Below are 23,948 nucleotides of genomic sequence, written 5' to 3' on the forward strand. Positions count from 1 at the left end.
GACGTCCTCACTTCAGCCTGCTGGACGCGAGGATCGACACCAGGTGCAGCACGGTCTGCAGCAGCGCGATGCCGGCCAGCACGGCGACGCCGAGCCGGGAGAAGAACAGGTCGCCGCGGACCTGGTCCACGATCGCGAGCACCAGGATGAGCAGCGAGGCCTCGATGCCGAGGATCAGGCGGTGGAACTTGAGCGCGGCGGCGGCCCGGCGGGCCAGGGCCATGCCGGAGGAGCGCGGCTCGGCGGCGGCCTCCTGGACCGGCGGCAGACCGCCCTGGTGCCGGGCGACGCCGACGAGGTCGGTCTCGGCCTTGATCAGGATGGCGCCGAGCGCGGCGAGGGTGCCGAGGAAGGCCCACAGCCAGTCGATCCGGCCGCCGCCCCACAGGTCGGCGGCGCGCAGGCCGAAGCCGACCAGGACGGCCGCGTCGCACAGGTACGCGCCGACCCGGTCCAGATAGACGCCGCCGAGCGAGAACTGCTTCTTCCAGCGGGCCACCTCGCCGTCGACGCAGTCGAGCAGCAGGTAAAGCTGGACCATCAGCACGCCGAGGACGGCGCCGGGCACGCCCGGCACGAGCAGCGCGGGCGCGGCGAGGACGCCGAACACCGTCATCAGGTAGGTCAGCTGGTTGGGCGTGACGCGGGTGGTCACCAGCTGCCGGGTGATCCGCAGCGAGATCTCCCGCATGTACAGGCGGCCGCCCCAGTGTTCGCCGCTCCGCCGGTCCTTCACACCCGGCGGGTGGACGACCGGGCGGAGCTCAGCTACCGATGGCTTTTGCATAGTCGGCGTATGCGTCCCTGATCTCGTCGGTGGACAGGTCGAGGTGCTCGAGGATGGTGAAGCGGCCGGGCCGGGTCTGCGGGGCGAACTCGACGGCCCGTACGAACTCGTCGACGGTGAAGCCCATCTCCTCCGGCAGCACGGGCAGACCGTGCCGGCGCAGGGTGCCGACCATCTGGGCGGACTCCTCGCGGGCGCCGCGCAGGTGCATCGCGAAGGCCGCGCCGAGGCCGCACTGCTCGCCGTGGCTGGCGGCGCGGGTCGGGTAGAGCAGGTCGAAGGCGTGGCTGATCTCGTGGCAGGCGCCCGAGGACGGCCGGCTGTCGCCGCTGATCGACATGGCGATGCCGGACATCACCAGGCCCTCGGAGAGGGTGACGAGGAAGTCGTCGTCCCCGACGCCGCCGGGGTGGCGGAGCACGGCCTCGCCGGCGCTGCGGGCCATGGCGGCGGCCAGTCCGTCGACCTTCTCGCCGGTCTCGCGGTGGGACAGCTCCCAGTCGGCGATGGCGGAGAGGTTGGAGATGGCGTCGCCGATGCCGGAGCGGACGTAGCGGATCGGCGCGTCGCGGATCACGTCGAGGTCGATGACCAGCGCGATCGGCGTCGGCACACCGTAGGAGCCGCGTCCGTTGTCGTTGTCGAGGGTCGAGATCGGCGAGCAGATGCCGTCGTGCGACAGGTTGGTGGCGATGGCGACGAGCGGCAGGCCGACCCGGGCCGCCGCGTACTTGGTCACGTCGATGATCTTGCCGCCGCCGAGGGCCACGACCGCGTCGTACCGCTTGCCGCGCATGGCGTCGGCGAGGCGGACGGCCTCGTCGATGGTGCCGCCGGTGACCGGGTACCAGTCGGCGTCCGGCAGCTCGGAGGCGAAGCGGTCACGCAGCCGCAGGCCGGAGCCGCCGCTGATGGCGACGGCGATCCGGCCGTTGCTGGAGATCCGCCGGTCCGCGAGGAGCGCGGACAGGTCGTCCAGCGCTCCTCCGCGGATGTCGACGACGACCGGCGACGGAATGAGCCGGGTCAGTACTGGCACGCGATGTCACGGCCCTTCGCCAGGTCGTCGTGGTTGTCGATCTCCACCCACTTCACGTCGCCGATCGGGGCGACGTCGACGGTGAAGCCGCGGTTGACCAGCTCCTGGTAGCCGTCCTCGTAGTAGAGGTCGGGGTCGCGCTCGAAGGTGGCCTTCAGGGCGTCGGCGAGCTCCTCGGCGGCCTCGGCCTCGATGAGCGTGACACCGATGTACTCGCCGGTGGCGTCGGCCGGGTCCATCAGCTTGGTGATCTTCTGGACGCCCTTGCCCTCGGCGGTGACGACCTTCATCTCCTCGTCGGCGAGGTTCTTCACCGTGTCGAGGGCGAGGATGATCTTCTGGCCGTTGCCGCGGGCGGCGAGCAGCGTCTTCTCGACGGAGACCGGGTGGACGGTGTCGCCGTTGGCGAGGATCACGCCCTGCTTGATGACGTCACGCGCGCACCACAGGGAGTAGGCGTTGTTCCACTCCTCGGCCTTGTCGTTGTCGATGAGCGTCAGCTTGAGGCCGTACTTCGCCTCCAGCGCCTCCTTGCGCGCGTACACGGCCTCCTTGCGGTAGCCGACGACGATCGCGGCCTCGGTGAGGCCGACCTCGGCGAAGTTCTTCAGCGTGAGGTCGAGCACGGTCAGCGAACCGTCGCCGGCCGGGTCCACGGGCACGAGGGCCTTCGGAAGCGTGTCGGTGTAGGGGCGCAGACGCCGTCCGGCACCGGCTGCCAGTACGAGGCCAATCATGCTGTCTCTCCTTCGTCATGTACGGCGGGTGCTCCGGAGGAGACCCAGAAGCGGATGGACTCCACGAGCACCACGAGGCCCACGGCGACCGCGAGCGCGGTGAGGGCCGAGGTGAAGTCGTTGCCGCGGTTCGCCGTGAGAGCGGCGAGTACGGTCACCACGAGCGTGCGTCCCTCGTGGCCGCCGATGGTGCGCACCAGCCAGGCCGGCGGCGCGCCGGTGCCGCCGCGAATGCGGTACACCGTGTCGTAGTGATGGTAGGCGACCGCCGCGACCAGCCCGAATGCGGCGGGCAGCGCCTGGGCGGCGTCGGCCTTGGCGGCGAGGGCGAGAATCGTCACGTACTCGGCGGCCCGGAAGAAGGGCGGCACGAGCCAGTCGAGGGCGCCCTTGAGCGGGCGGGAGACGGCCAGCCCGGCGGTCATCGCGTAGATCACGGCGAGCGGGACCAGCCGGACGTCGCCGAAGGGCAGCGACAGCGCGCCCGCGATCATCACGGCGGCGCCGAGGGCGGCGACGAAGACGGGCGAGACGGCGCCGGAGCGGCCGCGCAGCAGGCGCGCCTGGAGCTCGGCGAGCGGTCCGGAGTCGGCGAGGTCGGCGAGCGCCCGGGCGGCGCGGTCGGTGCGGGTCGCGCGGCGGGTGAGCGAGCGCAGCACGCGTCCGGCGGTGGTGTAGCAGGCGCCGAAGGCGCAGCCGGCGATGAGCGCCCAGAAGACGATCCGCGGGCTGGTGGCGGCGGTGAGCACGGCGATCATGGCCCAGCGCTCGCCGATCGGCAGGATGATCATGCGCCGGACCCAGACGGTCCAGCCGACGCCGTCGAGCCGGCTGGAGAGGGCGGCGGTGGGGCTGGTGTTGGCGGTGGCGTCGTGGTTGGCCTCGTTGAAGGCGAAGTCCACCACGTGCCGGCAGGTCATGAGGACCATGGCGCCGAGCGCGAGCGCCCACACGTCGTCGCCGCCGCGCGCGGCGCCGAGGGCGAGCCCGGCGTAGAAGGAGTACTCCTTGGCGCGGTCGAAGGTGGCGTCGAGCCAGGCGCCCATCGTCGAGTACTGGAGCGAGTAGCGGGCGAGCTGCCCGTCGGTGCAGTCCAGGACGAAGGAGACCAGGAGCAGCAGGCCGGCCGCGACGTAGCCCGCGCGCTCGCCGGTGGCGGCGCAGCCGGCCGCGACCAGCGCGGTGAGCAGCGAGGCGGTGGTGACCTGGTTGGGCGTGAGGCCGCGGCGCGCGCACCAGCGGGCGATGTAGCGGGAGTACGGGCTGATGAAGAAGGTGGTGAAGAAGCCGTCGTGGGCCTTGACGGCGGAGCGCAGCCGGACGGCCTCCTCGTCGACGGCCTCGACGGCGCTGCGCGCCTGGTGGCGGGCCTCGGGCCCGGCCGGCACGGCGGCGACCAGGGTGCCGAGCTGCGGCCGGTGGACGGTCACGCCGTCGGCGTCGAGGGCCTCGGCCAGGGTGTCGGGAAGGCTGTCGACGACGGCCTCCGTGGCGCCGGCGGCGCCGTTCGCGGTGCCGCCCGCGGTGCCGTTCGCCGGGCCGCCGGTGGTGGTCGCGGCGCCGTTCGGGGCCGGTGCGGCGGTCGCGAGCGCGCGGGCCAGGGCCGGGCGGGCGTCGGGCTGCGCGGTGAGCGCGCCGGGCGCGGCGGCGGCCGGGAAGCGGGGGTCGGTGAGGGCGAGCCGCAGGGCGTGGCGGTGTCCGACGAAGCGCGGGTCCACGAGGGCGACGCGCTGTCCGGCGGGCACGGCGGCGAGCAGGGCGCCCGTCTCGTGGGGTCCGGAGGCGACCTCGACGTGGAAGCCGAGGGACCGCAGATCGGCGTCGAGCGACGATCCGGGTACCGGCGGACCGGTGAGGATGGCGGTCGACAGGACGAACTCACTCCTTGGAGCTGGCGGACGGGCCGGCGGAGCCCGCGGCCCGGCACCGGGCGGCGGCACGTCGGCTGAGGCTATCGGATGACGGAAGCGCGAGTTCACCGAGGTTTCGCGGCACGGACGCCCCCGGGCCCCCTCGCGTCCCCGCGGGTACGTCGCGTCCGGTGGAGATCATCATGGGCGATCGGCGGCCCGGCCGACAAACCGCGTCCGCGGGCTCTCGCGGGCGGGTTTCGGGCGTCGCCCGGAGCGGTCCGAATATCCGCAGGTCAGAGCATATGACAACGGTGTTCAGTACCGTGTTGCGCATACCCCCCACCCGTAGTTCACTGGCCACTCGGGGCACGGAAGACCACACGAGCGGGAGGCATCGGCATGGGGGCTGGACACGACCACGGGCACAGCCACGGCGGCCCGCCGCCGACCGGCACCGCCGCCCTGGCCCACCGGAACCGACTGCGGATCGCGCTCGGCATCACGCTCTGCGTGATGGTGGTCGAGATCGTCGGCGGCGTCCTGTCCGACTCCCTCGCGCTGATCGCCGACGCCGCCCACATGGCGACCGACGCCGTCGGCCTGGCCATGGCGCTGCTCGCCATCCACTTCGCCAACCGGCCGCCCGCGGGCAACCGCACCTTCGGTTACGCCCGCGCCGAGATCCTGGCCGCGCTCGCGAACTGTCTGCTGCTGCTCGGCGTCGGCGGCTACGTGCTCTTCGAGGCGGTCCAGCGCTTCCTCGAGCCCGCCGAGACCCGGGGCGGCCTCACCGTCGTCTTCGCCCTCGTCGGCCTGGTCGCCAACATCGTCTCCCTGACGCTCCTGATGCGCGGCCAGAAGGAGAGCCTGAACGTTCGCGGCGCCTATCTGGAGGTGCTCGCCGACGCGCTCGGCTCGGTGACCGTGCTCGTCGCCGCGGGCATCATCATGGCCACCGGCTGGACGTACGCCGACCCGATCGCCTCGATCCTGATCGGCCTGATGATCGTGCCGCGCACGGTGAAGCTGCTGCGGGAGACCCTGGACGTCCTCCTGGAGGCGGCGCCCAAGGGCGTCGACATGGCGGAGGTGCGCGCCCACATCCTGGCCCTGCCGGGCGTCGAGGACGTGCACGACCTGCACGCCTGGACGATCACCTCGGGCATGCCGGTGCTCTCCGCGCACGTGGTCGTGACCCAGGACACGCTGGACGCGGTGGGCCACGAGAAGCTGCTGCACGACCTCCAGGGCTGCCTGGGCTCCCACTTCGACGTGGAGCACTGCACCTTCCAGCTGGAGCCGGCCGGTCACGCCGAGCACGAGGCCAAGCTCTGCCTGTGACCTCGACTTGCTAGCCTGGTGGCGCACGGCGTGAGCGTGGACACCGGGGTGTGGCCACGGAGGCAGGGAGAGGAGCTGAGGTTGATGACCGTCGCGATGGAGGCTGCCCGCAGCGGCAGCGCCCGGTCGTCCTTCAGCTTCCGGGTCTCCGGCTGACCTGATCCCGGTTCTTCCACCGGTACGCCTTCTCGTCGGCCGGGACCCCTTTCACCCAAGGGTTTCCACGTTGTCCGACAACGACACCGCACCGCACGACGCCTTCTTCGCCCTGCACCACGGTCTGCCGCGGCAGGGCCCGGGCTCCGACACCACCACCCGCCGGCTGCTCGCCCTCGCCGGGCCGCTGCCGGAACGTCCGCGCGTCCTCGACCTGGGCTGCGGCCCGGGCCGCTCCGCGCTGCTGCTCGCCGCGGAGACGAACGCCGAGGTCACCGCGGTCGACCTGCACGAGCCGTTCCTGGCCGAACTGCGCCGGGCCGCCGACGCCCGCGGGCTCGGCGACCGCGTCCGCACCCTGCGCGCCGACATGGGCGCGCTGGGAGCCCCGCCGGCCGCTCAGGGCGGCCAGGGGCTGCCCGACGGCTCCTTCGACCTGGTCTGGGCCGAGAGCTCCGTCTTCGTCCTCGGCTTCGACCGGGCCCTGCGCGAGTGGCGCCGGCTGCTCGCGCCCGGCGGCACCCTCGTCCTCACCGAGTGCGTGTGGACCACCGACGCGCCGGGCCCCGAGGCCCGCGCCTTCTGGGAGGAGCACTACCGGCTCCGTACGGTCGCCGGAAACGCGGCGGCGGCCGTCGAGGCCGGCTATCACGTGCTCGGCACCTTCCCGCAGCCGGAGACCGACTGGGACGAGTACTACGGGCCGCTCGCCCGGCACGCCGACGCGGCGGACACCTCGGTGCCCGGCATGGCGGCGGCGGTCGCCGGGGCGCGTGCCGAGATCGCGCTGCGGCGCGAGCACGGCGGCGACTACGGCTACGCCGGATTCGCGCTCCGGCCCGCCGATCCGCGCTGGCGCACCCGCGAGGAGACCGCCGCCGACGTCCGGGCGGTCCGGGAGATCAACGCCGCCGCCTTCCCGACCGCCGCGGAGGCGGGCCTGGTCGACGCGCTGCGCGAGGACCCGGACGCCTGGCTGCCCGGCCTGTCGTACGTGGCCGAGGCCCCGGACGGCACGGTCGCCGCGTACGCGCTGATCACCCGCTGCCATGTGGACGGCGTCCCGGCGGCGGCGCTGGCGCCGGTCGCGGTGGCCCCGGCGTATCAGCGCACGGGCGCCGGGCAGGCCGTCGTACGGGCGGTGCTCGACGCCGCGCGGCTGCGCGGCGAGCGGCTCGTCCTGGTCCTCGGGCACCCGGAGTACTACCCACGGTTCGGATTCGTACGGGCGTCCGCGTACGGGATCAAGCCAGCCTTCGCGGTTCCGGACGAAGCGATGATGGCGCTCGATCTGGGCGGTTCCGGCGCCCTGACCAGGGGCACGATCTCGTATCCGGCGGCATTCGGCGTCTGAGGTGACGGCCGTTCCCACCGCGCCGGGTGTACTCCGGTGTGGTGGGAACGGTCATGTCCGGCCGCCGAAGTACGGACAAGCCGGTTTTGTACGGCAGACTGAGGTGGCCCCTCGAGGTGGCCCCTCAGGGCGAGGACCGAAGCGAAGGATGGGTATGCCGACCACATCAGCCACCGTGGACCACAGCACCTCGAACGGCAGTGCGCCGGCCGGGGCCGAGGCGCCGATCATGCTCGAGCTGGTCGACGAGAACGGTGTCACCATCGGTACGGCGGAGAAGCTGGCCGCGCACCAGGCGCCCGGGCAGCTGCACCGGGCCTTCTCGGTCTTCCTCTTCGACGAGGCCGGCCGGCTGCTGCTGCAGCAGCGGGCGCTCGGGAAGTACCACTCCCCCGGCGTGTGGTCGAACACCTGCTGCGGCCACCCGTACCCGGGCGAGGCGCCGTTCGCCGCGGCCGCCCGGCGCACCTTCGAGGAGCTGGGCGTCTCGCCCTCGCTGCTCGCGGAGGCCGGAACGGTCCGCTACAACCACCCCGACCCGGCCTCGGGCCTGGTGGAGCAGGAGTTCAACCACCTGTTCGTGGGCCTGGTGCAGGCCGGCCCGCGGCCGGATCCGGAGGAGGTCGGCGAGACCGCCTTCGTGACCGCGGCCGAGCTCGCCGAGCGCCACGCGTCCGCGCCGTTCTCCGCCTGGTTCATGACGGTGCTCGACGCGGCGCGTCCGGCGATCAGGGAGCTGACGGGTCCGGCCGGGGGCTGGTGAGCCCCGGCAGTCCCGGCGCGGCCGCCGGCATCGGTCCCGGCGCGGTCGCCGGTGGGGGCGCGGTCGCGGCTGCCGGCGGGGGCGCGGTCGCCGGCATCGGCCCCGGAACCGCGCCGGAGACGACCGGTCCGGTCGGCGCCTGACCCGGGACGAACGGGTTCAGGGGCAGCGCCGCCCAGATGATCTTGCCGCCGCTCGCGGTGTGCTCGACGTCGCAGGCGCCGCCGGCCTCCCGGGCGATCTCCTTGACCAGGTGCAGGCCCCGGCCTCCGGTCTGGCCCCAGTCCGCTTCCAGGGCCTTGGGGCGGTAGGGATGGTTGTCCTCGACGGACACCCGGATCCACTCCGCCCCGATCGCCACCTCCACCGCTATCTCCGGGGAGAGCAGCGCGGCGTGCTTGACCGCGTTGGTGACCAGTTCGGAGACGATGAGAAGCAGTCCCTGGACCGTGTCGTCGTGGACCGGGACGGCCTGCCGGATCAGAAGGTCACGTACGGCGTGCCGGGCCTGCGGCACGGAGACGTCGACCGCGGGAGCGGTGAAGCGCCAGACTCCTTCGTAGGACGGTGGCCGGGCGGGGACGCTCCCGCGACTCTCCATGGTCCGGCTCCCGCCCTCGTGCTCGATTGTCGCCACGAGTCGAGTCTTGGGAATCCGTAGGTGCACCTCTGGCTACTGACCAGAAGTCGACACTTATCGACCAACTTTTGATCGGGTGAGTATGCCAACGTCAGTTGTTCGACCGATCCTGACCTTCCGCTGACCCCTTCGGAGGCGCGGGCGTTGGTGTGACGATAGTGACGATACGGCGTCCGCCCGATCGTACGGAGCAGGCGCCCGGATAGCATCCGGCGCATGGAGCCGCAGCTGACCGTCAGCGTCGTCGACGAGGTCGCCACCGTCGTCATCGCCAACCCCGCCAAGCGCAACGCCATGACCGCCGGCATGTGGCGGTCCCTGCCGGGGCTGCTGGCACCGCTCGCCACCGACCCGGCCGTCCGCGCGCTGGTGCTGACCGGCGCGGGCGAGACCTTCTGCGCCGGGGCGGACATCTCCACGCTGCGCGAGCCGGGCGACGAGCAGCAGGCGCTCGCGGTGCGCGCCGAGGAGGCGCTCGCCGCCTTCCCCAAGCCGACCCTCGCCGCGATCCGCGGCTTCTGCGTCGGCGGCGGCAGCCAGCTCGCCGCCGCCTGCGACCTGCGCTTCGCCGAGGAGGGCGCGCGCTTCGGCGTCACCCCGGCCAAGCTCGGCATCGTCTACCCGGCCTCCTCCACCCGGCGCCTGACCGTGCTGGTCGGCCCTTCGGCCGCCAAGTACCTCCTGTTCTCCGGCGAGTTGATCGACAGCGAGCGGGCGCTGCGCACCGGCCTCGTGGACGAGGTCCACCCGGCCGGCGAACTGTCCAAGCGCGTCGAGGAGTTCACCCGCGTCCTCGTCTCCCGCTCGCTGCTCACCCAGGCCGCGGCCAAGGAGTTCGCCGACGGCCGCACCGACCGGGACGCCCACTGGGCGGAGCAGGCCCACGGCAGCGGCGACACCGCGGAGGGCGTCGCCGCCTTCCTGGAACGCCGCGCGCCCCGCTTCGGCTACGGACGCTGAGACCGCCGTGACGGCCTCACCCCTCGACCCGATCGGGGCACCCCCCGGCGACCGGCTCGCCGACATGTGGCGGGAGCACCTGCGCGCGCCCTACCCGGACGGCTTCCGCGGCCGGGACATCGCGGGCGTGGAGCTGATCCTGCTCGACGCCGACACCGCCGGCCTCGTCCTGCGCGAGCTGGAGCGCGGACTCGACGACGACGGCGTCGCCGCCCTCGCGAGCTGCCTCGCCGACCTCGACACGGTCGTGCCGCTGATCGACGAGGCGTACGGCGCCGCCTACTTCACCAAGCTGCGCGCGATGGCGGCCTTCGCGGCGGCGCGTCACCTCCCGCCGGCGGACTGAGGCCCGGTCGCGGTCAGCGGTCCTGGGCGAGGACCTTCTCGGCCTGGCCGCGCCAGTGGGCGACGATCGCGGCCGGGGCCTTGTCCGGGGAGCCCGCGTCGTACGGCGGCTGCGGGTCGTACTCGGTGAGCAACTGGACGGTCTGCGCGGTCTCGTGGCCCGCGATCCGGCCGAGCAGGTGCAGCGCCATGTCGATGCCGGAGGACACTCCCGCGGCCGTCACGTACTTGCCGTCGAAGACGACCCGCTCGCCGGTGGCCTCGGCGCCCAGCGGCGCCAGCTCGTCGAGCGAGAGCCAGTGGCTGGTGGCCCGCCGTCCCTTCAGCAGTCCGGCGCCGGCGAGGACCAGGGAACCGGTGCACACCGAGGTGGTCCAGGTGCTGGTGGCGTCGGCGGTCCGCAGCCAGTCGAGGATCCGCGGGTCGTGCATGGCCTGGCGCGAGCCGGGCCCGCCCGGCACCAGGACGATGTCGGGCCGCGGCACGTCGGCGAGGGCCCGGTCGGCGACGAGGGCGAGGCTGCCCTGGTCGCCGCGCACCGGGCCGGGCTCCTTGGCGACGAAGACGGTCTCGGCGCCGGGCAGGCGGCCGAGGAGTTCGTAGGGGCCGACGGCGTCGAGAGTGGTGAAGCGGTCGTAGAGCAGGACGGCGATCTGCATGCGAGGTGCTCCTCGGGTTTCATCGGGTGGCATCGGGTTTCAGCCGACAGGTGCGTGGAAGCGGCGCCGGTAGTCCGCGGGAGCGGTGCCGAACGCCTTGACGAAGGCCCGGCGCATGGTCTCCGGCGTGCCGTAGCCGGAGGCGCGGGCGACCTCCTCGATGCCGCGCGTGGACTCCTCCAGGAGCCTGCGGGCGTGTTCGAGCCGTACGCGGTCCACGTACCGGCCCGGAGTCGTACCGGTCTCGGCGTGGAAGGCGCGGGCGAAGTGCCGTGGCGAGAGCCGGGCGCGGGCGGCGAGCGCCTCCACGGAGAGGTCGCCGTCGGGATGCTCGGCGATCCAGGACTGGAGGTCCCGCAGCGGCTCCCGGCGGGCGGTCTGCGCGGCCAGCTGGGCGCTGAACTGCGCCTGGTTGCCGGGTCTGCGCAGGAAGACGACCAGGTGGCGGGCGACGGAGAGCGCGGCGTCCCGGCCCAGGTCCTCCTCGACCAGGGCGAGCGCGAGGTCGATGCCCGCGGTGACGCCGGCGGACGTGGCGAGCCGGCCGTCCCTGACGAAGATCGGCTCCGGGTCCACCGTCACCTCGGGATGACGGCGGGCCAAGTGGTCGCAGGCGACCCAGTGCGTCGTCACCCGGTGCCCGTCGAGCAGTCCGGCCTCGGCGAGCAGCAGCGCGCCGGTGCAGACCGAGACGAGGCGCCGGGCGTCCGGCGCGTGCGCCCGCAGCCAGGCGACCAGCGCCGGATCCGGCGCCCGCGTTCCCTCGCCGCCGGGAACGAGCAGGGTGTGCGGCGGCCCGTCGGCGACGGCGTCCGCGAGCGAACTGTCCGGGAGCAGCCGCAGCCCGCTCTGCGTACGGACCGGACCGCCGTCCAGCGAGGCGGTGCGGACCGGGTACGCGTCCGGCCGCCCGGCGGCGCGGGCGCCACCGGCGAACACCTCGACGGGTCCGGTGACGTCGAGGCTCTGCACGCCGTCGAAGAGGACGACGAGAACGGGTCGCTGCGTCATGCCTCCATCCTTCGGCGCGCCTCGGACGGCCGCAATGACGTACAACCCACCTTTCCTGCCATGGGCGGGAGGCCGGCGCGGCCGGGCGTTCACGTCGTACCGGCCAGTAGGTAAGGTGCGGGCATGACGAACCTGCCGCCCCTCGCGGGCCGCCGTTGCGCGCACCCGGTCAACCTGCTGCACGCGACCCTGTTCTTCTCGCCCGACCTGGACGTCGTCTTCAAGGACCTGGGAATCGAGGACGCCTCCGCGATACGGCTGGCCGCGCGCAGCGCGCCGCTCGGCGCGGTGGGTCCCGGAACGGTCGCCGCGAGCTTCTACAACTACAACCACACCTTCCTCGCCCGGCACCTGCCCGCCGTCTGGGAGGCCGCCTCGCCCGCCGCCGTCGTCGACGCCCGGCTCGAGGCCGTGGACCGCACCCTGCGCCGGCTGCTCGGCGAGGACGCCGTCGCCTCGCCCGAGATGGCCGAGGCCGCCGAACTCGCCCTGCGCGCCACCGAGGCCTGCACCCGGCCCGCCCGCCCGCTGTACGCCGGCAACGCCGACCTGCCGGTGCCCGACGCCCCGCACCTGCGGCTCTGGCACGCCACCACGCTGCTGCGCGAGCACCGCGGCGACGGCCACCTCGCCGCCCTGCTGACCGCCGGCCTCGACCCGGTCGAGGCCCTCGCCAGCCACACCGCCACCGGCAAGGGCATGGCGCCGCGCTGGGTCCTGCGCACCCGCGGCTGGGGCCGGGACGACTGGGACGCGGCCCGCGAGCGGCTGCGCGAACGCGGCCTGCTCGACGCCGAAGGCGAGCTCACCGAGGCGGGCGCGGCGCTGCGCGAGAACCTGGAGGCCGAGACCGACCGCCTGGACTCCACGCCGTACGAGCACCTCGGCGCGGACGGCGTGGCCCGGCTCACCGAACTCACCAAGAGCTTCCTGGTGGCGGCGGCCGGCGCGGGCGCCTTCCCGGCGGATCTCACCGGCAAGGCGTAGGTCCTGCACGGTCCGGGCCGTCCGGGCCGTGTCCGGGGCGGGTCCGGGCCGTTTCCGGGGCGGGTCGGTTGCCGCGTACGGGTGACCGACCCGGCAGAATGCTTCCGCAAGCTTGAGGCACGAGAAGGCGGGTCGGACATCGTGACGACGTCCATCGAAGCAAGGATCGCCGAGGAGCTCGGCGTACGCGAGCGACAGGTGAGGGCGGCCGTCGAACTGCTCGACGGCGGTTCGACCGTGCCGTTCATCGCGCGCTACCGCAAGGAAGCGACCGAGATGCTCGACGACGCGCAGCTGCGCACCCTGGAGGAGCGGCTGCGGTATCTGCGCGAGCTGGAGGACCGGCGGACCGCCGTTCTCGACTCCGTACGCGAACAGGGCAAGCTGACGCCCGAGCTGGAGGCGCAGATCCGGGCCGCCGACACCAAGGCGCGCCTGGAGGACATCTATCTGCCGTTCAAGCCGAAGCGGCGGACCAAGGCGCAGATCGCCCGCGAGGCCGGCCTCGAGCCGCTGGCCGACGGGCTGCTCGGCGACCCGACCGTCGAACCGCTCGCCGCGGCGGCCGCGTTCGTCGACGCCGGCAAGGGCGTCGCGGACCCGGCCGCGGCCCTGGAGGGCGCGCGGGCCATCCTCGCCGAGCGGTTCTCCGAGGACGCCGACCTGATCGGCGAACTGCGCGAACGCATGTGGGGCCGGGGCCGGCTGGTCGCCAAGGTCCGCGAGGGCAAGGAGGAGGCGGGCGCGAAGTTCGCCGACTACTTCGACTTCGCCGAGCCCTTCACCGCGCTGCCCTCGCACCGGATCCTCGCCATGCTGCGCGGCGAGAAGGAGGACGTCCTCAGCCTCGAACTGGAGCCGGAGGAGCCCGCCGACGGCCCCGCGGCGACCTCCTCGTACGAGCCGATCGTCGCCCACCGCTTCGGCATCGCCGACCGCGGCCGGCCCGCCGACAAGTGGCTCCTGGACACCGTCCGCTGGGCCTGGCGCACCCGCATCCTCGTCCACCTCGGCATCGACCTGCGGCTGCGGCTGCGTACGGCCGCCGAGGACGAGGCCGTCCGGGTCTTCGCGGCGAACCTGCGCGACCTGCTGCTCGCCGCGCCCGCCGGCACCCGCGCCACGCTCGGCCTCGACCCGGGCTTCCGCACCGGCGTGAAGGTGGCCGTGGTCGACGCGACCGGCAAGGTCGTCGCCACCGACACGATCTACCCGCACGTCCCGGCGAACAAGTGGGACGAGTCCCTCGCCAAGCTGGCCCGGCTCGCCAAGGAGCACGCGGTCGAGCTCGTCGCCATCGGCAACGGCACCGCGTCCCGCGAGACCGACAAGCTCGCCGGCGAACTCATCGCGAAGCACCCCGAGTTGAAGCTGACCAAGGTGATGGTCTCGGAGGCCGGCGCCTCCGTCTACTCGGCCTCCGCCTTCGCCTCGCAGGAACTGCCGGACCTGGACGTGTCGTTGCGCGGCGCGGTGTCGATCGCCCGGCGGCTCCAGGACCCGCTGGCCGAGCTCGTGAAGATCGACCCGAAGTCGATCGGCGTCGGCCAGTACCAGCACGACCTGTCCGAGGTGAAGCTGTCGCGTTCGCTCGACGCGGTCGTCGAGGACTGTGTGAACGGCGTCGGCGTCGACGTCAACACGGCCTCCGCGCCCCTGCTCTCACGCGTCTCGGGCATCGGCGCGGGCCTCGCCGAGAACATCGTCGCCCACCGCGACGCCAACGGGCCCTTCCGCTCCCGCCGGGCCCTGAAGGACGTCGCCCGGCTCGGCCCGAAGGCGTACGAGCAGTGCGCGGGCTTCCTGCGCATCCGCGGCGGCGACGACCCGCTGGACGCGTCGGCCGTGCACCCGGAGGCGTACCCGGTGGTGCGGCGGATGGTGAAGACGGCGGGCGGCGAGGTCGGCGCGCTGATCGGCAACACGGGCGTGCTGCGCTCGCTGCGCGCGGACGACTTCGTCGACGAGACCTTCGGTCTGCCGACGGTCACCGACATCCTGCGGGAACTCGAGAAGCCGGGCCGTGACCCGCGACCCGCCTTCAAGACGGCCACCTTCAAGGAGGGCGTGGAGAAGATCTCCGACCTGTCCTCCGGGATGGTCCTGGAAGGCGTCGTCACCAACGTCGCGGCCTTCGGCGCCTTCGTGGACGTCGGCGTCCACCAGGACGGCCTCGTCCACGTCTCCGCCATGTCGAAGACCTTCGTCAAGGACCCGCGTGACGTGGTGAAGCCGGGTGACGTGGTGCGGGTGAAGGTCCTGGACGTCGACATCCCGCGCAAGCGGATCTCACTGACCCTGCGGCTCGACGACGAGGCGTCGCCGGAGCCCGCGGGTGGCGACCGCGCGCCGAAGCGCGAGCGCGGCGGGCGGCCGCCGCAGCAGCGGCGGGGCGGTGGTGGCGGTGGCGGTGGCGGTGGGAACCGCGCCCAGGCGTCCCCGCCCCCTGCGAACAGCGCGATGGCGGACGCCCTGCGCAAGGCGGGCCTCCTGACCGAGGGATCGGGCACCCCGAAGCGGCGAGGACGCTGACACGGAGGGGCGCCGCCTCACGGGGCGGCGCCCACGGGCACGGCCTCGCGGCCTCGCGGCCCGGGGCGCACGACGCACGCCCCTCGCCCGCGAGGCCGTCCGGCCCTGGGCTCGCGCCTGCTTGCGCGGCGCCCCGGTCTACCTCCGTGTGGGCATTCGTCCCGCTGGGGCGGGACGGGTGGGCACACGGGACGGCGCCCTTGCGGGCGCGTTCCGCACTTGCGCCTGGACCCGCACCACCAGCGCGCCGCGCTCCGGGTGCGGGTCAGGGCGCGGGAGCCTAGGCCCGGCAAAGGGCGCCGTCCGTTGTGCCCACCCGTTCCGCCCCAGCGGAACGAATGCCCACAACGAGCGGGGCGGAGGGCACCGCCCGGCGGGCGGAGGGCCACAACGGCGGGCGGGGCGGCGGGCGCGGCCCTTGGCGGCGGGCGGCACAGGGCGGCGGCCCGCAGCGAGGGCTACGGGACGAAGCGGAGGGCCCAGTCGGCGCGGTTGGCGACGGAGAGGTCGTCGTCCTCCGTCAGCGGCCGCAGCAACCGCTCCGCCGCCCCCGGATCCGCCTGCACCAGGTCCACGATCTCCGCGGCGAGCCCGTCCTGGTCGTCGCCGAGATCGACCGCCGAGGCCCGCACCAGCACCGGCAGCGTCGCCGTACCGCCGAGCCCGGCGATCACCCCGCCCAGCAGCTCCCGCGCGTACGCGTTGCGCTCGGCGACCGCGCGTGCGAGTTCGGTCTCCAGGCGCGGGAGCACGTCCCGGTCGCCCGAGGCCGCGATCTCGTCGGCGAGGTCGATGGTCTCGTCGAGGTCGGCGTCGAGGTCGTCCAGCATCTCGAGGAGCCGGGTCACGCGGTCGTCGGTCATGGTGCCTCCTGGAATGCGCCGTCCACGAGGACGGGTACCACGGCCGACGAGTCGATCTCGGCGGCCACCTTCACGTCCTGCGGATGGCCGTACACGTACGGTTCACGGTCCGGGTCGCAGCCGTGCGGCGCGGCGAGCGTGGCCGCCGCGGTCGCCTCGGTCGCCTCGGTCGCCTCGGACGTCACAACGAGGCCGAGCCTCGCGCGCAGCGCGGCCGACGGGAGCGACCAGGGACGCACGGGGCCGTCCGCGCCGCGGGCGGGCACGGCGGCGGTCTCGTCCCGCCACCGGCACCGGTACCCGGCGGTGCCGGCCCCGATGGCGAGGGCCCGCGCCTCGACCGGCCGCCGGCCGCACGAGACGCCCGGGACGGCGTCGCTCACAGTTCGGTGACCTTGCCGTCCGCGACCTCGAGGCGCCGCGTGACGTGGACGGCGTCGAGCATGCGCCGGTCGTGGGTGACGAGGAGCAGCGTGCCCTCGTACGTGCCGAGCGCCGACTCGAGCTGTTCGATGGCGGGCAGGTCGAGGTGGTTGGTGGGCTCGTCGAGGACGAGCAGGTTGACGCCCCGGCCCTGGAGCAGGGCGAGCGCGGCGCGGGTGCGTTCGCCGGGCGAGAGGGTGGTGGCGGGCCGCAGCACGTGATCGGCCTTGAGGCCGAACTTGGCGAGCAGGGTGCGCACCTCGGCCGGTTCGGTGTCGGGGACGGCGGCGCAGAAGGCGTCGAGCAGGGTCTCCGTGCCGTGGAAGAGCTTGCGGGCCTGGTCGACCTCGCCGACGACGACGCCGGGGCCGAGGGCGGCGTCGCCGGAGTCCAGTGGGAGCCGGCCGAGGAGCGCGGCGAGCAGGGTGGACTTGCCGGCGCCGTTGGCGCCGGTGATGGCGACCCGGTCGGCCCAGTCGATCTGGAGGCTGACCGGCCCGAAGCGGAAGTCTCCGCGTCGGGTCTCGGCCTCGCGCAGGGTGGCCACGACGGCGCCGGAGCGCGGGGCCGCGGCGATCTCCATGCGCAGCTCCCACTCCTTGCGGGGTTCCTCGACGACGTCGAGGCGTTCGATCATGCGCTGGGTCTGGCGGGCCTTGGCGGCCTGCTTCTCGCTGGCCTCGCCGCGCAGCTTGCGGCCGATCTTGTCGTTGTCGCTGGCCTTGCGGCGGGCGTTGCGGACGCCCTTGTCCATCCAGTTGCGCTGCATGAGCGCGCGTGACTCCAGGGCGGACTTCTTGTCGGCGTACTCCTCGTACTCCTCGCGGGCGTGCCGGCGGGCGGTGTTCCGCTCCTCCAGGTAGGCGTCGTAGCCGCCGCCGTAGAGGGTGATCTGCTGCTGGGCGAGGTCGAGTTCGAGGACCTTGGTGACGGTGCGGGTGAGGAACTCGCGGTCGTGGCTGATGACGACGGTGCCGGCGCGCAGGCCCGTGACGAAGGCTTCGAGGCGTTCGAGGCCGTCGAGGTCGAGGTCGTTGGTGGGCTCGTCGAGGAGGAAGACGTCGTAGCGGGACAGCAGGAGGGAGGCGAGTCCGGCGCGGGCGGCCTGGCCGCCGGAGAGGGACGTCATGGGCTGGTCGAGGCCGACGGTGAGTCCGAGGGAGCCGGCGACCTCCTCGGCGCGCTCGTCGAGGTCGGCGCCGCCGAGGTCGAGCCAGCGTTCGAGGCTGACGGCGTACGCGTCGTCGGCGCCGGGCGTGCCGTCGACGAGGCCCTGGGTTGCCTCGTCCATGGCGGCCTGGGCGGCGGCGACGCCGGTGCGGCGGGCCAGGAACTCCCGCACGGTCTCGCCGGCGCGCCGCTCGGGCTCCTGCGGGAGGTGGCCGACGGTGGCGGTGGGCGGGGAGAGCCGCAGCTCGCCGTCCTCGGGTGTGTCGAGTCCGGCGAGGAGCCGGAGAAGGGTGGACTTGCCCGCTCCGTTCACGCCGACGAGGCCGATGACGTCTCCGGGGGCGACGACGAGGTCGAGCCCGGAGAAGAGGGAACGGTCGCCGTGGCCGGCGGCGAGGTTCTTGGCGACGAGGGTGGCAGTCATCAGGAGAGGAATTTTAGAGGAGGAATCCCGGGGGGCGGGGTACGGGCCGGTCCCGCCGGTCCGTGGGCGGGGGCGGCAGGGCTTCGCCGGTCAGTGGTGGCGAGGGCCGAGCACCGCGGCGGCCGCGGCGACGAAGGCCACCGAGGCTTCCTTGGCCTCGTGCCGCCGGGCGTCCAGTTCGGCACGGCCGGTGGCCTTGCGCAGGGCGTAGGTGGCGTCCGCGGCCTGCTGGGCGGGGCCGGCCAGCTCGGGGATCAGGACCTGCAGGCGGATGTGGGGCGCGGTGATCGCCGCCCGGGTCTCGTGGGACTTCGTCTGCGCCTCCAGCTGCTGCTCCGGTCCCGTCGGTGCCAGGGCCAGGCGTTCCCGGTGGAACATCGCCGAGCGGTGGGCGTCCAGGGCGGCCGCGAAGTCCGTGACGGCGTTGAGCTGGTCCTGGCGGTGGGCGTCGGCCCGCTGTTCGGCTCGCGCGGTGCGCGCCGCGCGAAGCTGGAGGAGTCCGGCGGTGAGGGCGCCGGCGAGGGTGCCGAGTACGGCGATGATCGAAGACCACATGGGGAACGGTTCCTCTCTGGTGGTGGGACGGCGGCGGCCAAGGGTGTCTCCTGGCTCCAGCGTGTGGCGGCTGGGGCCAGGGCACGGGAACTTGAGGTAGTTCAGAGGCTGTTCGGTGGATACGGAGGATACGGAGGGGGCGGTGGCCGTGGGTGAGGTGATCGTGGTGGGCGGCGGCGTCGTCGGTCTGACGACGGCGATCCGGCTGGCGGAGCGCGGGCGGCGGGTGCGGGTGTGGTCGCGTGACCCGGTGGAGGGGACGACGTCGGCGGTGGCGGGGGCGCTGTGGTGGCCGTACCGGATCGAGCCGGCGGAGCGGGTGGGCGGCTGGTCGCTGGCCTCGCTGCGGGTGTACGAGGAGCTGGCCGCGGATCCGGTGGCGACGGGCGTGCGGCTGGTGCCCGGGGTGCACGCGGACACGGTGCTCGCGGGTCTCGGCGACTGGGCGCGGGAGGTGCCGGGGCTGCGGCAGCTGGCGCCGGAGGAGGTGCCGGGGCCGTACGAGGTGGGTCTCGCCGCCCGGCTGCCGCTGGTCGACATGCCGGTCCATCTGGTGTGGCTGCGGGCACGGCTCGAAGCGCTGGGCGGTCGGGTGGAGCGGCGGGAGGTGACGGGTCTCGCGGAGGCGGCGGAGGCGGCCGGCTCCGGGCCCGGCTCCGGAGCCGGGGTGGTGGTGAACTGCACGGGTCTCGCCGCGCGGACGCTGGCCCCGGACGCCGGGATGCGGGCGGTGCGGGGGCAGTTGGTGCTGGTGGAGAACCCGGGCGTGGACAGCTGGTTCACGGCGGCCGACGGCGCGGCCGGCGAGACGACGTACTTCTTCCCGCAGCCGGGCCGGCTGGTCCTGGGCGGCACCGCGCAGGAGGACGACGAGCGCCTCGCGCCGGATCCGGCCACCGCCGCGGCCATCGTCGCCCGCTGCGCCCGCGTCCGCCCCGAGATCGCCCGGGCCCGTGTCCTGGCGCACCGGGTCGGTCTGCGTCCGACGCGCCGGGCGGGCGTCCGCCTCACCGCCGAACGCCTGCCGGACGGCGTCCTCCTGGTGCACCACTACGGCCACGGCGGCGCGGGCGTCACGGTGGCCTGGGGCTGTGCGGACGCGGCGGCGGACCTGGTCGACGCCGGCTGAAGGGCCGCGGAACGCGGGCGCCCGCCCGGCACCGTGGCGGTGCCGGGCGGGCGGGCGGCGGTGAAGGCCGGCGTCGTCAGGTGACGCCGGCCGGCACCGACGGTCAGCGGGGCCAGGGCTTGTGGTTCTCGTCCGCGTCGATGCAGTTCTGGATCCGGCGGTCGAGGGCGTCGGCCTGGGCCGAGACCTTCCGGGCCTCCTCGCGGGCGCCGAGCTGCTTCAGCTTGGCGGCCTTGACGCGCAGCTCGTGGGACTGCTGGCGCATCTTGGGGATGTCGCAGGTGATGGTGGCGGCGGTGGCGGCCCGGGCCGTCGGGGCCGTCACCGTCTGCCCGAGCAGCAGGCCCCCGGCCAGCAGCGTCGTGGCGGCGAGGGCCGAGAGGGCGCGGCGCAGCGGCGTCGCGTTCGTCATGGTGTCACTCCAAGTTCCGGGCCGTGACGGCCCGTTCAGGTATGGTCAATACCGGTGAGTAACCATAACCCGGAATGATCAAGACACTTCTCCCGGCCGACGCCGGTCACCAGGTCCTCAACACCTCTCCACAGGCTCTCCGCGAGTGATCGCGTACGCCGCCCGCGGGTCGAGCAGCAACGGCACGAGCGCCCGCAGCGACTGCCGCAGCGGTACGACCACCCCGTCGCCGTCCTCGCGTACGACGATCCCGTGCAACTCCAGTTCGTCGCCCACATCCGCGTACTGACCGCCCGTCAGCCGGTAGGCGCACGGCGGGTCCTGGAGGATTTCGGCGGGCTCGGCCGGATCGTTGTCGGCGCCGCCGAGCAGCACCGGGCCGTGGTCGGCGAAGCCGGCGACGCGGGCCCGGGCGACGGCCGCCGTGAGCGGTCCGCGCCGCTCGTCGAGATAGCGGAACGCGCCGTCGAGCGCCGCGTGCTGGGTGGCGACCCGGCGCCGGTGGTTGCGGGCCGGGTCGTCCTTCTCGGCGGGGTCGAGCGCGTCCTCGCGGGTCTCGACCAGCAGCCCCACGGAGTGCTTGACGCCCGCCGTGTTGCGCAGGATGCGCTCCTGGCCGTCGCCCGCGACCTGCTTGACCGGCTCGCCGGTGACGGGATCGGTCCAGATGCCGTAGATGCCGCTGCTGTGGCCGGCGCGTCCGGCGGCCGGCCGCACGTACGACTCCGACAGCGCGTGGGACTCGTCGTGGACGCGCCGGTCGGTGTTGAGGTTGCGCGGCCAGAGGGCGAGGAGGTCCTTGTCGTAGTACGGCGGTGTGGCGCCGTACTCGTGCAGGTCGTAGACGAGTTCGGGCCGCCGGTCGCGGATGACGGCGGCGAGCGCCCGGCCCTCGGCGGTGCGCAGCGCGATGTGGTCCCGGTTGATGTCGACGCCGTCGCTGTTGCCGCGCGTGTTCGCCTGCCGGCCGTCGGGGTTGGCGGTGGGGACGACGAGGACCGTGGTGCGGGCGAGGAAGCGGCGGGTGCCGGGATCCTGGGCGTAGGCGAGATCGCGCAGGGTGCTCAGACAGGCTTCCCGGCCGGACGGTTCGTCGCCGTGCTGGGAGCAGATGAGCAGCACGGTCGTCGCGCCGGTGCCGACGGTGGCGAGGCGGAGCGGGCGGCCCTGTGCGGTGGTGCCGATCGTGCGGACGGAGAGGCGCGCGCTGCCCCGGTCGACGGCGGCGAGGAAGGCGGTCTCCTCGGCCTCGCCGGTCCAGCGGGCGCCGTCGCTGGTCTCGAAGCCGGTGCGCGGGGCGGGCGGCGGGAGCGCGCTGCCGGCGGCCTGGGTGGGCATGGCGAGGAGCGGCAGCGTGAGGGCGGCGACGCCGGCCGCGACGGTGAGCGCGCGGCGGGAGTGACGGAGGGGCGCGCCGGCCGGTGTGCTCGGGGGCGTACGGCGGGAGGTTCGGGTCATCGGGCCTCTCCGGGGATCGGGGCGCCGGCGCGCGGCGGCACGGCGGCGGTGGGCGGGGCGGTGGTGGGCGGGGCGACGTGCTGCTGAACGGCGCCGGCGGCCGGAAGGTCACCGGCTCCCGCCGTGGCGCGGTCGAAGGCCCGCGGCCCGCCGACCACCGGCACGGCGGCCCGGGTGCGGGCCAGGTCGAGCGTGACGGTGGGCCGGGTGGACGGCGGGTCGAGCAGGTCCCTGTCGGTGCCGGCGACGATCAGCGCCAGCCGGTGGCCGGCGGGCACGACATGGTCCGTGGCGGCCAGCTTCAGCGTGATCGGGTACGCCCGTCCGGGGGTGAGCGGCCGGCCCACACGGCCGTCGGCCCAGGTGCCGAGGTCGGCCCAGCCGCGGCTGACGACCGTGAAACCGACGTCGGCCGTCCGCGCCTTCGTCTCCAGATAGCAGGCGCTGTCGCCCTCGGTGCTCGCGCCCCAGCAGGTGCGGTCGGTGAGGGTGGTGATGCCTTCGCCCGGCTCGGCGTAGGCGCGGATGGTGTCGGGTCCGAGGTCGACGAGGACGGCGGTGAGATGGGCGGTGGTGGTGCTCGGCGTGGCGGTGACGGTCACCTGGGAGGAGCCGGAGACGCGCAGGTCGCGGGCGAGCGGGCGGGTGGCGAAGCCGGCCTTGGCGGGCGTGGCCCGGTCGATGTCGGCGGCCCAGTCGAGTTCGCCGAGCGCCGGGTCGTCGGTGAAGGTCGCGGTGGCGCCGGGCGCCGCGGGCGTACGGCCGAGGCTGCCGGCGCCGGTCTCCGCGGCGGAGCCGGTCTCCGCGGTGGCGCCCTGAGCGGGGCGTGCGCCGGGAGCGGGCCGCCGGCCGTCGGCGGGGCCGGGGCGGAGCACGGTGGGTGCGGTGCCGCGCGGCGGCCAGCTGCGGTCGGTGGTCCAGCGGTCGGGCGCGCGCTCGATGTCGGCCACCGGTTCGCGGTCGATGCCGTTGTCGTAACCGAGGAGGTAGTGGTCGAACCAGCGGTGCAGGGTGCGGACCCAGTCGGCGCGGCGGTAGTCGAAGGGATCGACGTGTCCGGTCTGGGAGAGCCAGATCTTGCGCTCGACGCCGTGGGCGCCGAGCGCGTCCCACCACTGGCCGAACTGGTTGGCGCGCACGTTGAGGTCCTGCTGTCCGTGCACCACGAAGACGCTGGCCTTCACCTTCGCGGCGCCGGTGAGGTAGTTCCGCTCGCTCCAGGCGGGAGTCCAGTCGCCGCTGTACGGCGTGCCGGCGGCGATGCGCTCCTGGACGGCGCCGCAACGGGCGCGGGCGTCGGGATGGTCGACGTAGTCGGACAGCCAGGTCGGGTTGGCGTCGTAGAGCGGCGCGCCCTGGGAGTGGAAGTAGTCATACCAGGAGGAGATCGCGCCGATCGGGACGATGGTGCGCAGCCCGTCGACGCCGGTGGCGGCGACTCCGTTGGCGACGGTGCCGTCCCAGCTCTTGCCGATCATGCCGACGGCGCCGGTGGACCAGGTGGTGGCGAGCGCGGGCCGGGTGCCGGTGCGGGTGGTCCAGCCGCGGGCGCGGCCGTTCAGCCAGTCGACGACCGCCTTCGCGGACTGGATGTCGGAGCGTCCGCCGACGTCGTCGCAGCCGTCGGAGCGGCTGGTGCCGGCGAGGTCGACGGCGGCGAAGGCGTAGCCGCGCGGCACGAAGTAGTTGTCGTAGAAGAGCGGGAGGCGGACGGGGTTGCCGTCGGCGTCGTAGGTCTTCTTCTGGCCCTCGTTGCCGCGGCCGCAGCAGGCGTAGTAGGGGCTGGCGTCCATGACGACCGGGATCCGGCGGCCGGCCGCGGCGGTCTCGCGCGGGCGGACGATGTCGACGGCGACGCGGTCGGTGCGGCCGTCGGCGTCCGCGTCGAGTCCGGTGTCGACCCAGACGGACTCGCGGATCGCGTCGGCGTACGCGTACACGGGCCGCGACTCCCGTACGGACGGTACGGGTTGGGCGGGACGGGCGGCTTGCGCGGCGCCGGCCGGGGCGGGTTGGGCGGCTTGCGCGGCGCCGGCCGGGGCGGGTTGGGCGGCTTGCGCGGCGCCGGCCGGGGTGGGTTGGGCGGCTTGCGCGGCGCCGGCCGGGGTGGGCGCGAGGGCGGTCACCAGGGCGGCGGCGCCGGCCGTGACGGCGACGATCAGGGTTCTGCACGACGAACGAGCTCTACGGGATCTCCGCACACGTATCGGCATGGGCCGGAACGTACCCCGGTCGACCGGTGGGCAAAAGAGTGCCGCCGCGCCACGCCGTCACCCGTGCGCGGGCCGCCTTGTGTCGGCCGAATGGCGATCATGTGACAGGGGGTGCTCTGGACGTGACGGGCCGTCGG

21 protein-coding genes and 1 pseudogene are annotated in these 23,948 nt (G+C 74.1%); 8 read left to right on the forward strand and 14 right to left on the reverse strand.

What is annotated here, in order from left to right; translation table 11 throughout:
• Nucleotides 1-7 precede the first annotated feature (7 nt).
• From ACIGO8_RS08480 to ACIGO8_RS08495, 4 genes are read right to left on the reverse strand one after another with little or no spacing between them, the layout of a single operon-like run.
• The gene (locus tag ACIGO8_RS08480; RefSeq protein WP_399725891.1) at nt 8-787 is read right to left on the reverse strand and encodes a CDP-alcohol phosphatidyltransferase family protein; all 780 of its coding nucleotides are present in this window, start codon (nt 785-787) and stop codon (nt 8-10) included.
• Nucleotides 765-1,826 (reverse strand): iron-containing alcohol dehydrogenase family protein, encoded by a 1,062-nt coding sequence (locus tag ACIGO8_RS08485; RefSeq protein WP_399725894.1) that lies wholly within the window; start codon nt 1,824-1,826, stop codon nt 765-767. The genes ACIGO8_RS08480 and ACIGO8_RS08485 overlap by 23 nt, the downstream gene beginning before the upstream one ends.
• On the reverse strand, nt 1,814-2,563 hold the full coding sequence (locus tag ACIGO8_RS08490; protein WP_399725898.1) for a sugar phosphate nucleotidyltransferase: 750 nt from the start codon (nt 2,561-2,563) through the stop codon (nt 1,814-1,816). Before ACIGO8_RS08490 ends, ACIGO8_RS08485 begins: the two co-directional genes overlap by 13 nt.
• Nucleotides 2,560-4,434: a DUF5941 domain-containing protein gene (locus ACIGO8_RS08495; RefSeq protein WP_399726790.1), complete on the reverse strand. Its 1,875-nt coding sequence runs from the start codon at nt 4,432-4,434 to the stop codon at nt 2,560-2,562. Before ACIGO8_RS08495 ends, ACIGO8_RS08490 begins: the two co-directional genes overlap by 4 nt.
• 381 nt (nt 4,435-4,815) lie before the next feature.
• Here ACIGO8_RS08495 and ACIGO8_RS08500 point away from each other — a divergent pair, with 381 nt between their 5' ends.
• The 3 genes from ACIGO8_RS08500 to idi all read left to right on the forward strand — a co-directional run bounded on the left by ACIGO8_RS08500 (nt 4,816) and on the right by idi (nt 8,030).
• Nucleotides 4,816-5,757, forward strand: a complete 942-nt coding sequence (locus tag ACIGO8_RS08500) for a cation diffusion facilitator family transporter (RefSeq protein ID WP_399725901.1) — start codon at nt 4,816-4,818, stop codon at nt 5,755-5,757.
• 226 nt (nt 5,758-5,983) lie between these two features.
• Nucleotides 5,984-7,267: a GNAT family N-acetyltransferase gene (locus tag ACIGO8_RS08505; RefSeq protein ID WP_399725904.1), complete on the forward strand. Its 1,284-nt coding sequence runs from the start codon at nt 5,984-5,986 to the stop codon at nt 7,265-7,267.
• A gap of 154 nt (nt 7,268-7,421) precedes the next feature.
• Nucleotides 7,422-8,030, forward strand: coding sequence for an isopentenyl-diphosphate Delta-isomerase (idi, locus tag ACIGO8_RS08510; protein ID WP_399725907.1), 609 nt, complete (start codon nt 7,422-7,424; stop codon nt 8,028-8,030).
• Nucleotides 8,031-8,187: 157 nt separating this feature from the next.
• On the opposite strand, the pseudogene ACIGO8_RS08515 reads toward idi, so the two are convergent.
• Nucleotides 8,188-8,631, reverse strand: a pseudogene (locus ACIGO8_RS08515) (ATP-binding protein); the annotation flags it as partial.
• 255 nt (nt 8,632-8,886) lie between these two features.
• On the opposite strand from ACIGO8_RS08515, the gene ACIGO8_RS08520 reads away from it, so the two are divergent.
• Together ACIGO8_RS08520 and ACIGO8_RS08525 are read left to right on the forward strand one after the other, a co-directional pair.
• Nucleotides 8,887-9,630 carry an enoyl-CoA hydratase/isomerase family protein gene (locus ACIGO8_RS08520; protein WP_399725910.1) on the forward strand — a complete coding sequence of 248 codons (744 nt, stop codon included), beginning with the start codon at nt 8,887-8,889 and terminating at the stop codon, nt 9,628-9,630.
• Between the two features lie 7 nt (nt 9,631-9,637).
• Nucleotides 9,638-9,976, forward strand: coding sequence for a hypothetical protein (locus tag ACIGO8_RS08525; RefSeq protein WP_399725913.1), 339 nt, complete (start codon nt 9,638-9,640; stop codon nt 9,974-9,976).
• Nucleotides 9,977-9,989: 13 nt separating this feature from the next.
• Here ACIGO8_RS08525 and ACIGO8_RS08530 read toward each other — a convergent pair whose 3' ends face one another.
• Nucleotides 9,990-10,634 carry a DJ-1/PfpI family protein gene (locus ACIGO8_RS08530; RefSeq protein WP_399725915.1) on the reverse strand — a complete coding sequence of 215 codons (645 nt, stop codon included), beginning with the start codon at nt 10,632-10,634 and terminating at the stop codon, nt 9,990-9,992.
• A gap of 39 nt (nt 10,635-10,673) precedes the next feature.
• Nucleotides 10,674-11,645, reverse strand: coding sequence for a GlxA family transcriptional regulator (locus ACIGO8_RS08535; RefSeq protein ID WP_399725918.1), 972 nt, complete (start codon nt 11,643-11,645; stop codon nt 10,674-10,676).
• 123 nt (nt 11,646-11,768) lie between these two features.
• On the opposite strand from ACIGO8_RS08535, the gene ACIGO8_RS08540 reads away from it, so the two are divergent.
• Together ACIGO8_RS08540 and ACIGO8_RS08545 are read left to right on the forward strand one after the other, a co-directional pair.
• A complete protein-coding gene (locus tag ACIGO8_RS08540; RefSeq protein ID WP_399725922.1) occupies nt 11,769-12,632 on the forward strand; it encodes a hypothetical protein in 864 nt (287 codons plus the stop codon).
• 141 nt (nt 12,633-12,773) lie between these two features.
• Nucleotides 12,774-15,164 carry a Tex family protein gene (locus ACIGO8_RS08545; RefSeq protein ID WP_399725925.1) on the forward strand — a complete coding sequence of 797 codons (2,391 nt, stop codon included), beginning with the start codon at nt 12,774-12,776 and terminating at the stop codon, nt 15,162-15,164.
• 458 nt (nt 15,165-15,622) lie between these two features.
• Here ACIGO8_RS08545 and ACIGO8_RS08550 read toward each other — a convergent pair whose 3' ends face one another.
• From ACIGO8_RS08550 to ACIGO8_RS08565, 4 genes are all read right to left on the reverse strand, one after another.
• Entirely contained in the window at nt 15,623-16,027 is a 405-nt protein-coding gene (locus ACIGO8_RS08550) for a hypothetical protein (RefSeq protein ID WP_399725928.1), read from the reverse strand.
• Complete coding sequence (locus ACIGO8_RS08555) at nt 16,024-16,410, reverse strand: hypothetical protein (protein ID WP_399725931.1); 387 nt, start codon at nt 16,408-16,410, stop codon at nt 16,024-16,026. Before ACIGO8_RS08555 ends, ACIGO8_RS08550 begins: the two co-directional genes overlap by 4 nt.
• Nucleotides 16,407-18,044, reverse strand: a complete 1,638-nt coding sequence (locus ACIGO8_RS08560; RefSeq protein ID WP_399725934.1) for an ABC-F family ATP-binding cassette domain-containing protein — start codon at nt 18,042-18,044, stop codon at nt 16,407-16,409. The genes ACIGO8_RS08555 and ACIGO8_RS08560 overlap by 4 nt, the downstream gene beginning before the upstream one ends.
• A 90-nt stretch (nt 18,045-18,134) precedes the next feature.
• On the reverse strand, nt 18,135-18,599 hold the full coding sequence (locus tag ACIGO8_RS08565) for a protein kilB (protein ID WP_399725937.1): 465 nt from the start codon (nt 18,597-18,599) through the stop codon (nt 18,135-18,137).
• Nucleotides 18,600-18,747: 148 nt separating this feature from the next.
• On the opposite strand from ACIGO8_RS08565, the gene ACIGO8_RS08570 reads away from it, so the two are divergent.
• Entirely contained in the window at nt 18,748-19,728 is a 981-nt protein-coding gene (locus tag ACIGO8_RS08570; RefSeq protein ID WP_399726793.1) for an FAD-dependent oxidoreductase, read from the forward strand.
• A gap of 103 nt (nt 19,729-19,831) precedes the next feature.
• Here the strand turns inward: ACIGO8_RS08570 and ACIGO8_RS08575 are convergent, their stop codons facing one another.
• From ACIGO8_RS08575 to ACIGO8_RS08585, 3 genes are all read right to left on the reverse strand, one after another.
• Entirely contained in the window at nt 19,832-20,140 is a 309-nt protein-coding gene (locus ACIGO8_RS08575; RefSeq protein WP_399725940.1) for a hypothetical protein, read from the reverse strand.
• A 117-nt stretch (nt 20,141-20,257) separates the two neighbouring features.
• The gene (locus tag ACIGO8_RS08580; RefSeq protein WP_399725943.1) at nt 20,258-21,598 is read right to left on the reverse strand and encodes a M14 family metallocarboxypeptidase; all 1,341 of its coding nucleotides are present in this window, start codon (nt 21,596-21,598) and stop codon (nt 20,258-20,260) included.
• Complete coding sequence (locus tag ACIGO8_RS08585) at nt 21,595-23,811, reverse strand: Xaa-Pro dipeptidyl-peptidase (RefSeq protein ID WP_399725946.1); 2,217 nt, start codon at nt 23,809-23,811, stop codon at nt 21,595-21,597. Before ACIGO8_RS08585 ends, ACIGO8_RS08580 begins: the two co-directional genes overlap by 4 nt.
• Between the last annotated feature and the right edge of the window lie 137 nt (nt 23,812-23,948).

It is taken from the genome of Streptomyces sp. NPDC053493, assembly GCF_044544825.1.
Classification (GTDB): domain Bacteria; phylum Actinomycetota; class Actinomycetes; order Streptomycetales; family Streptomycetaceae; genus Streptomyces.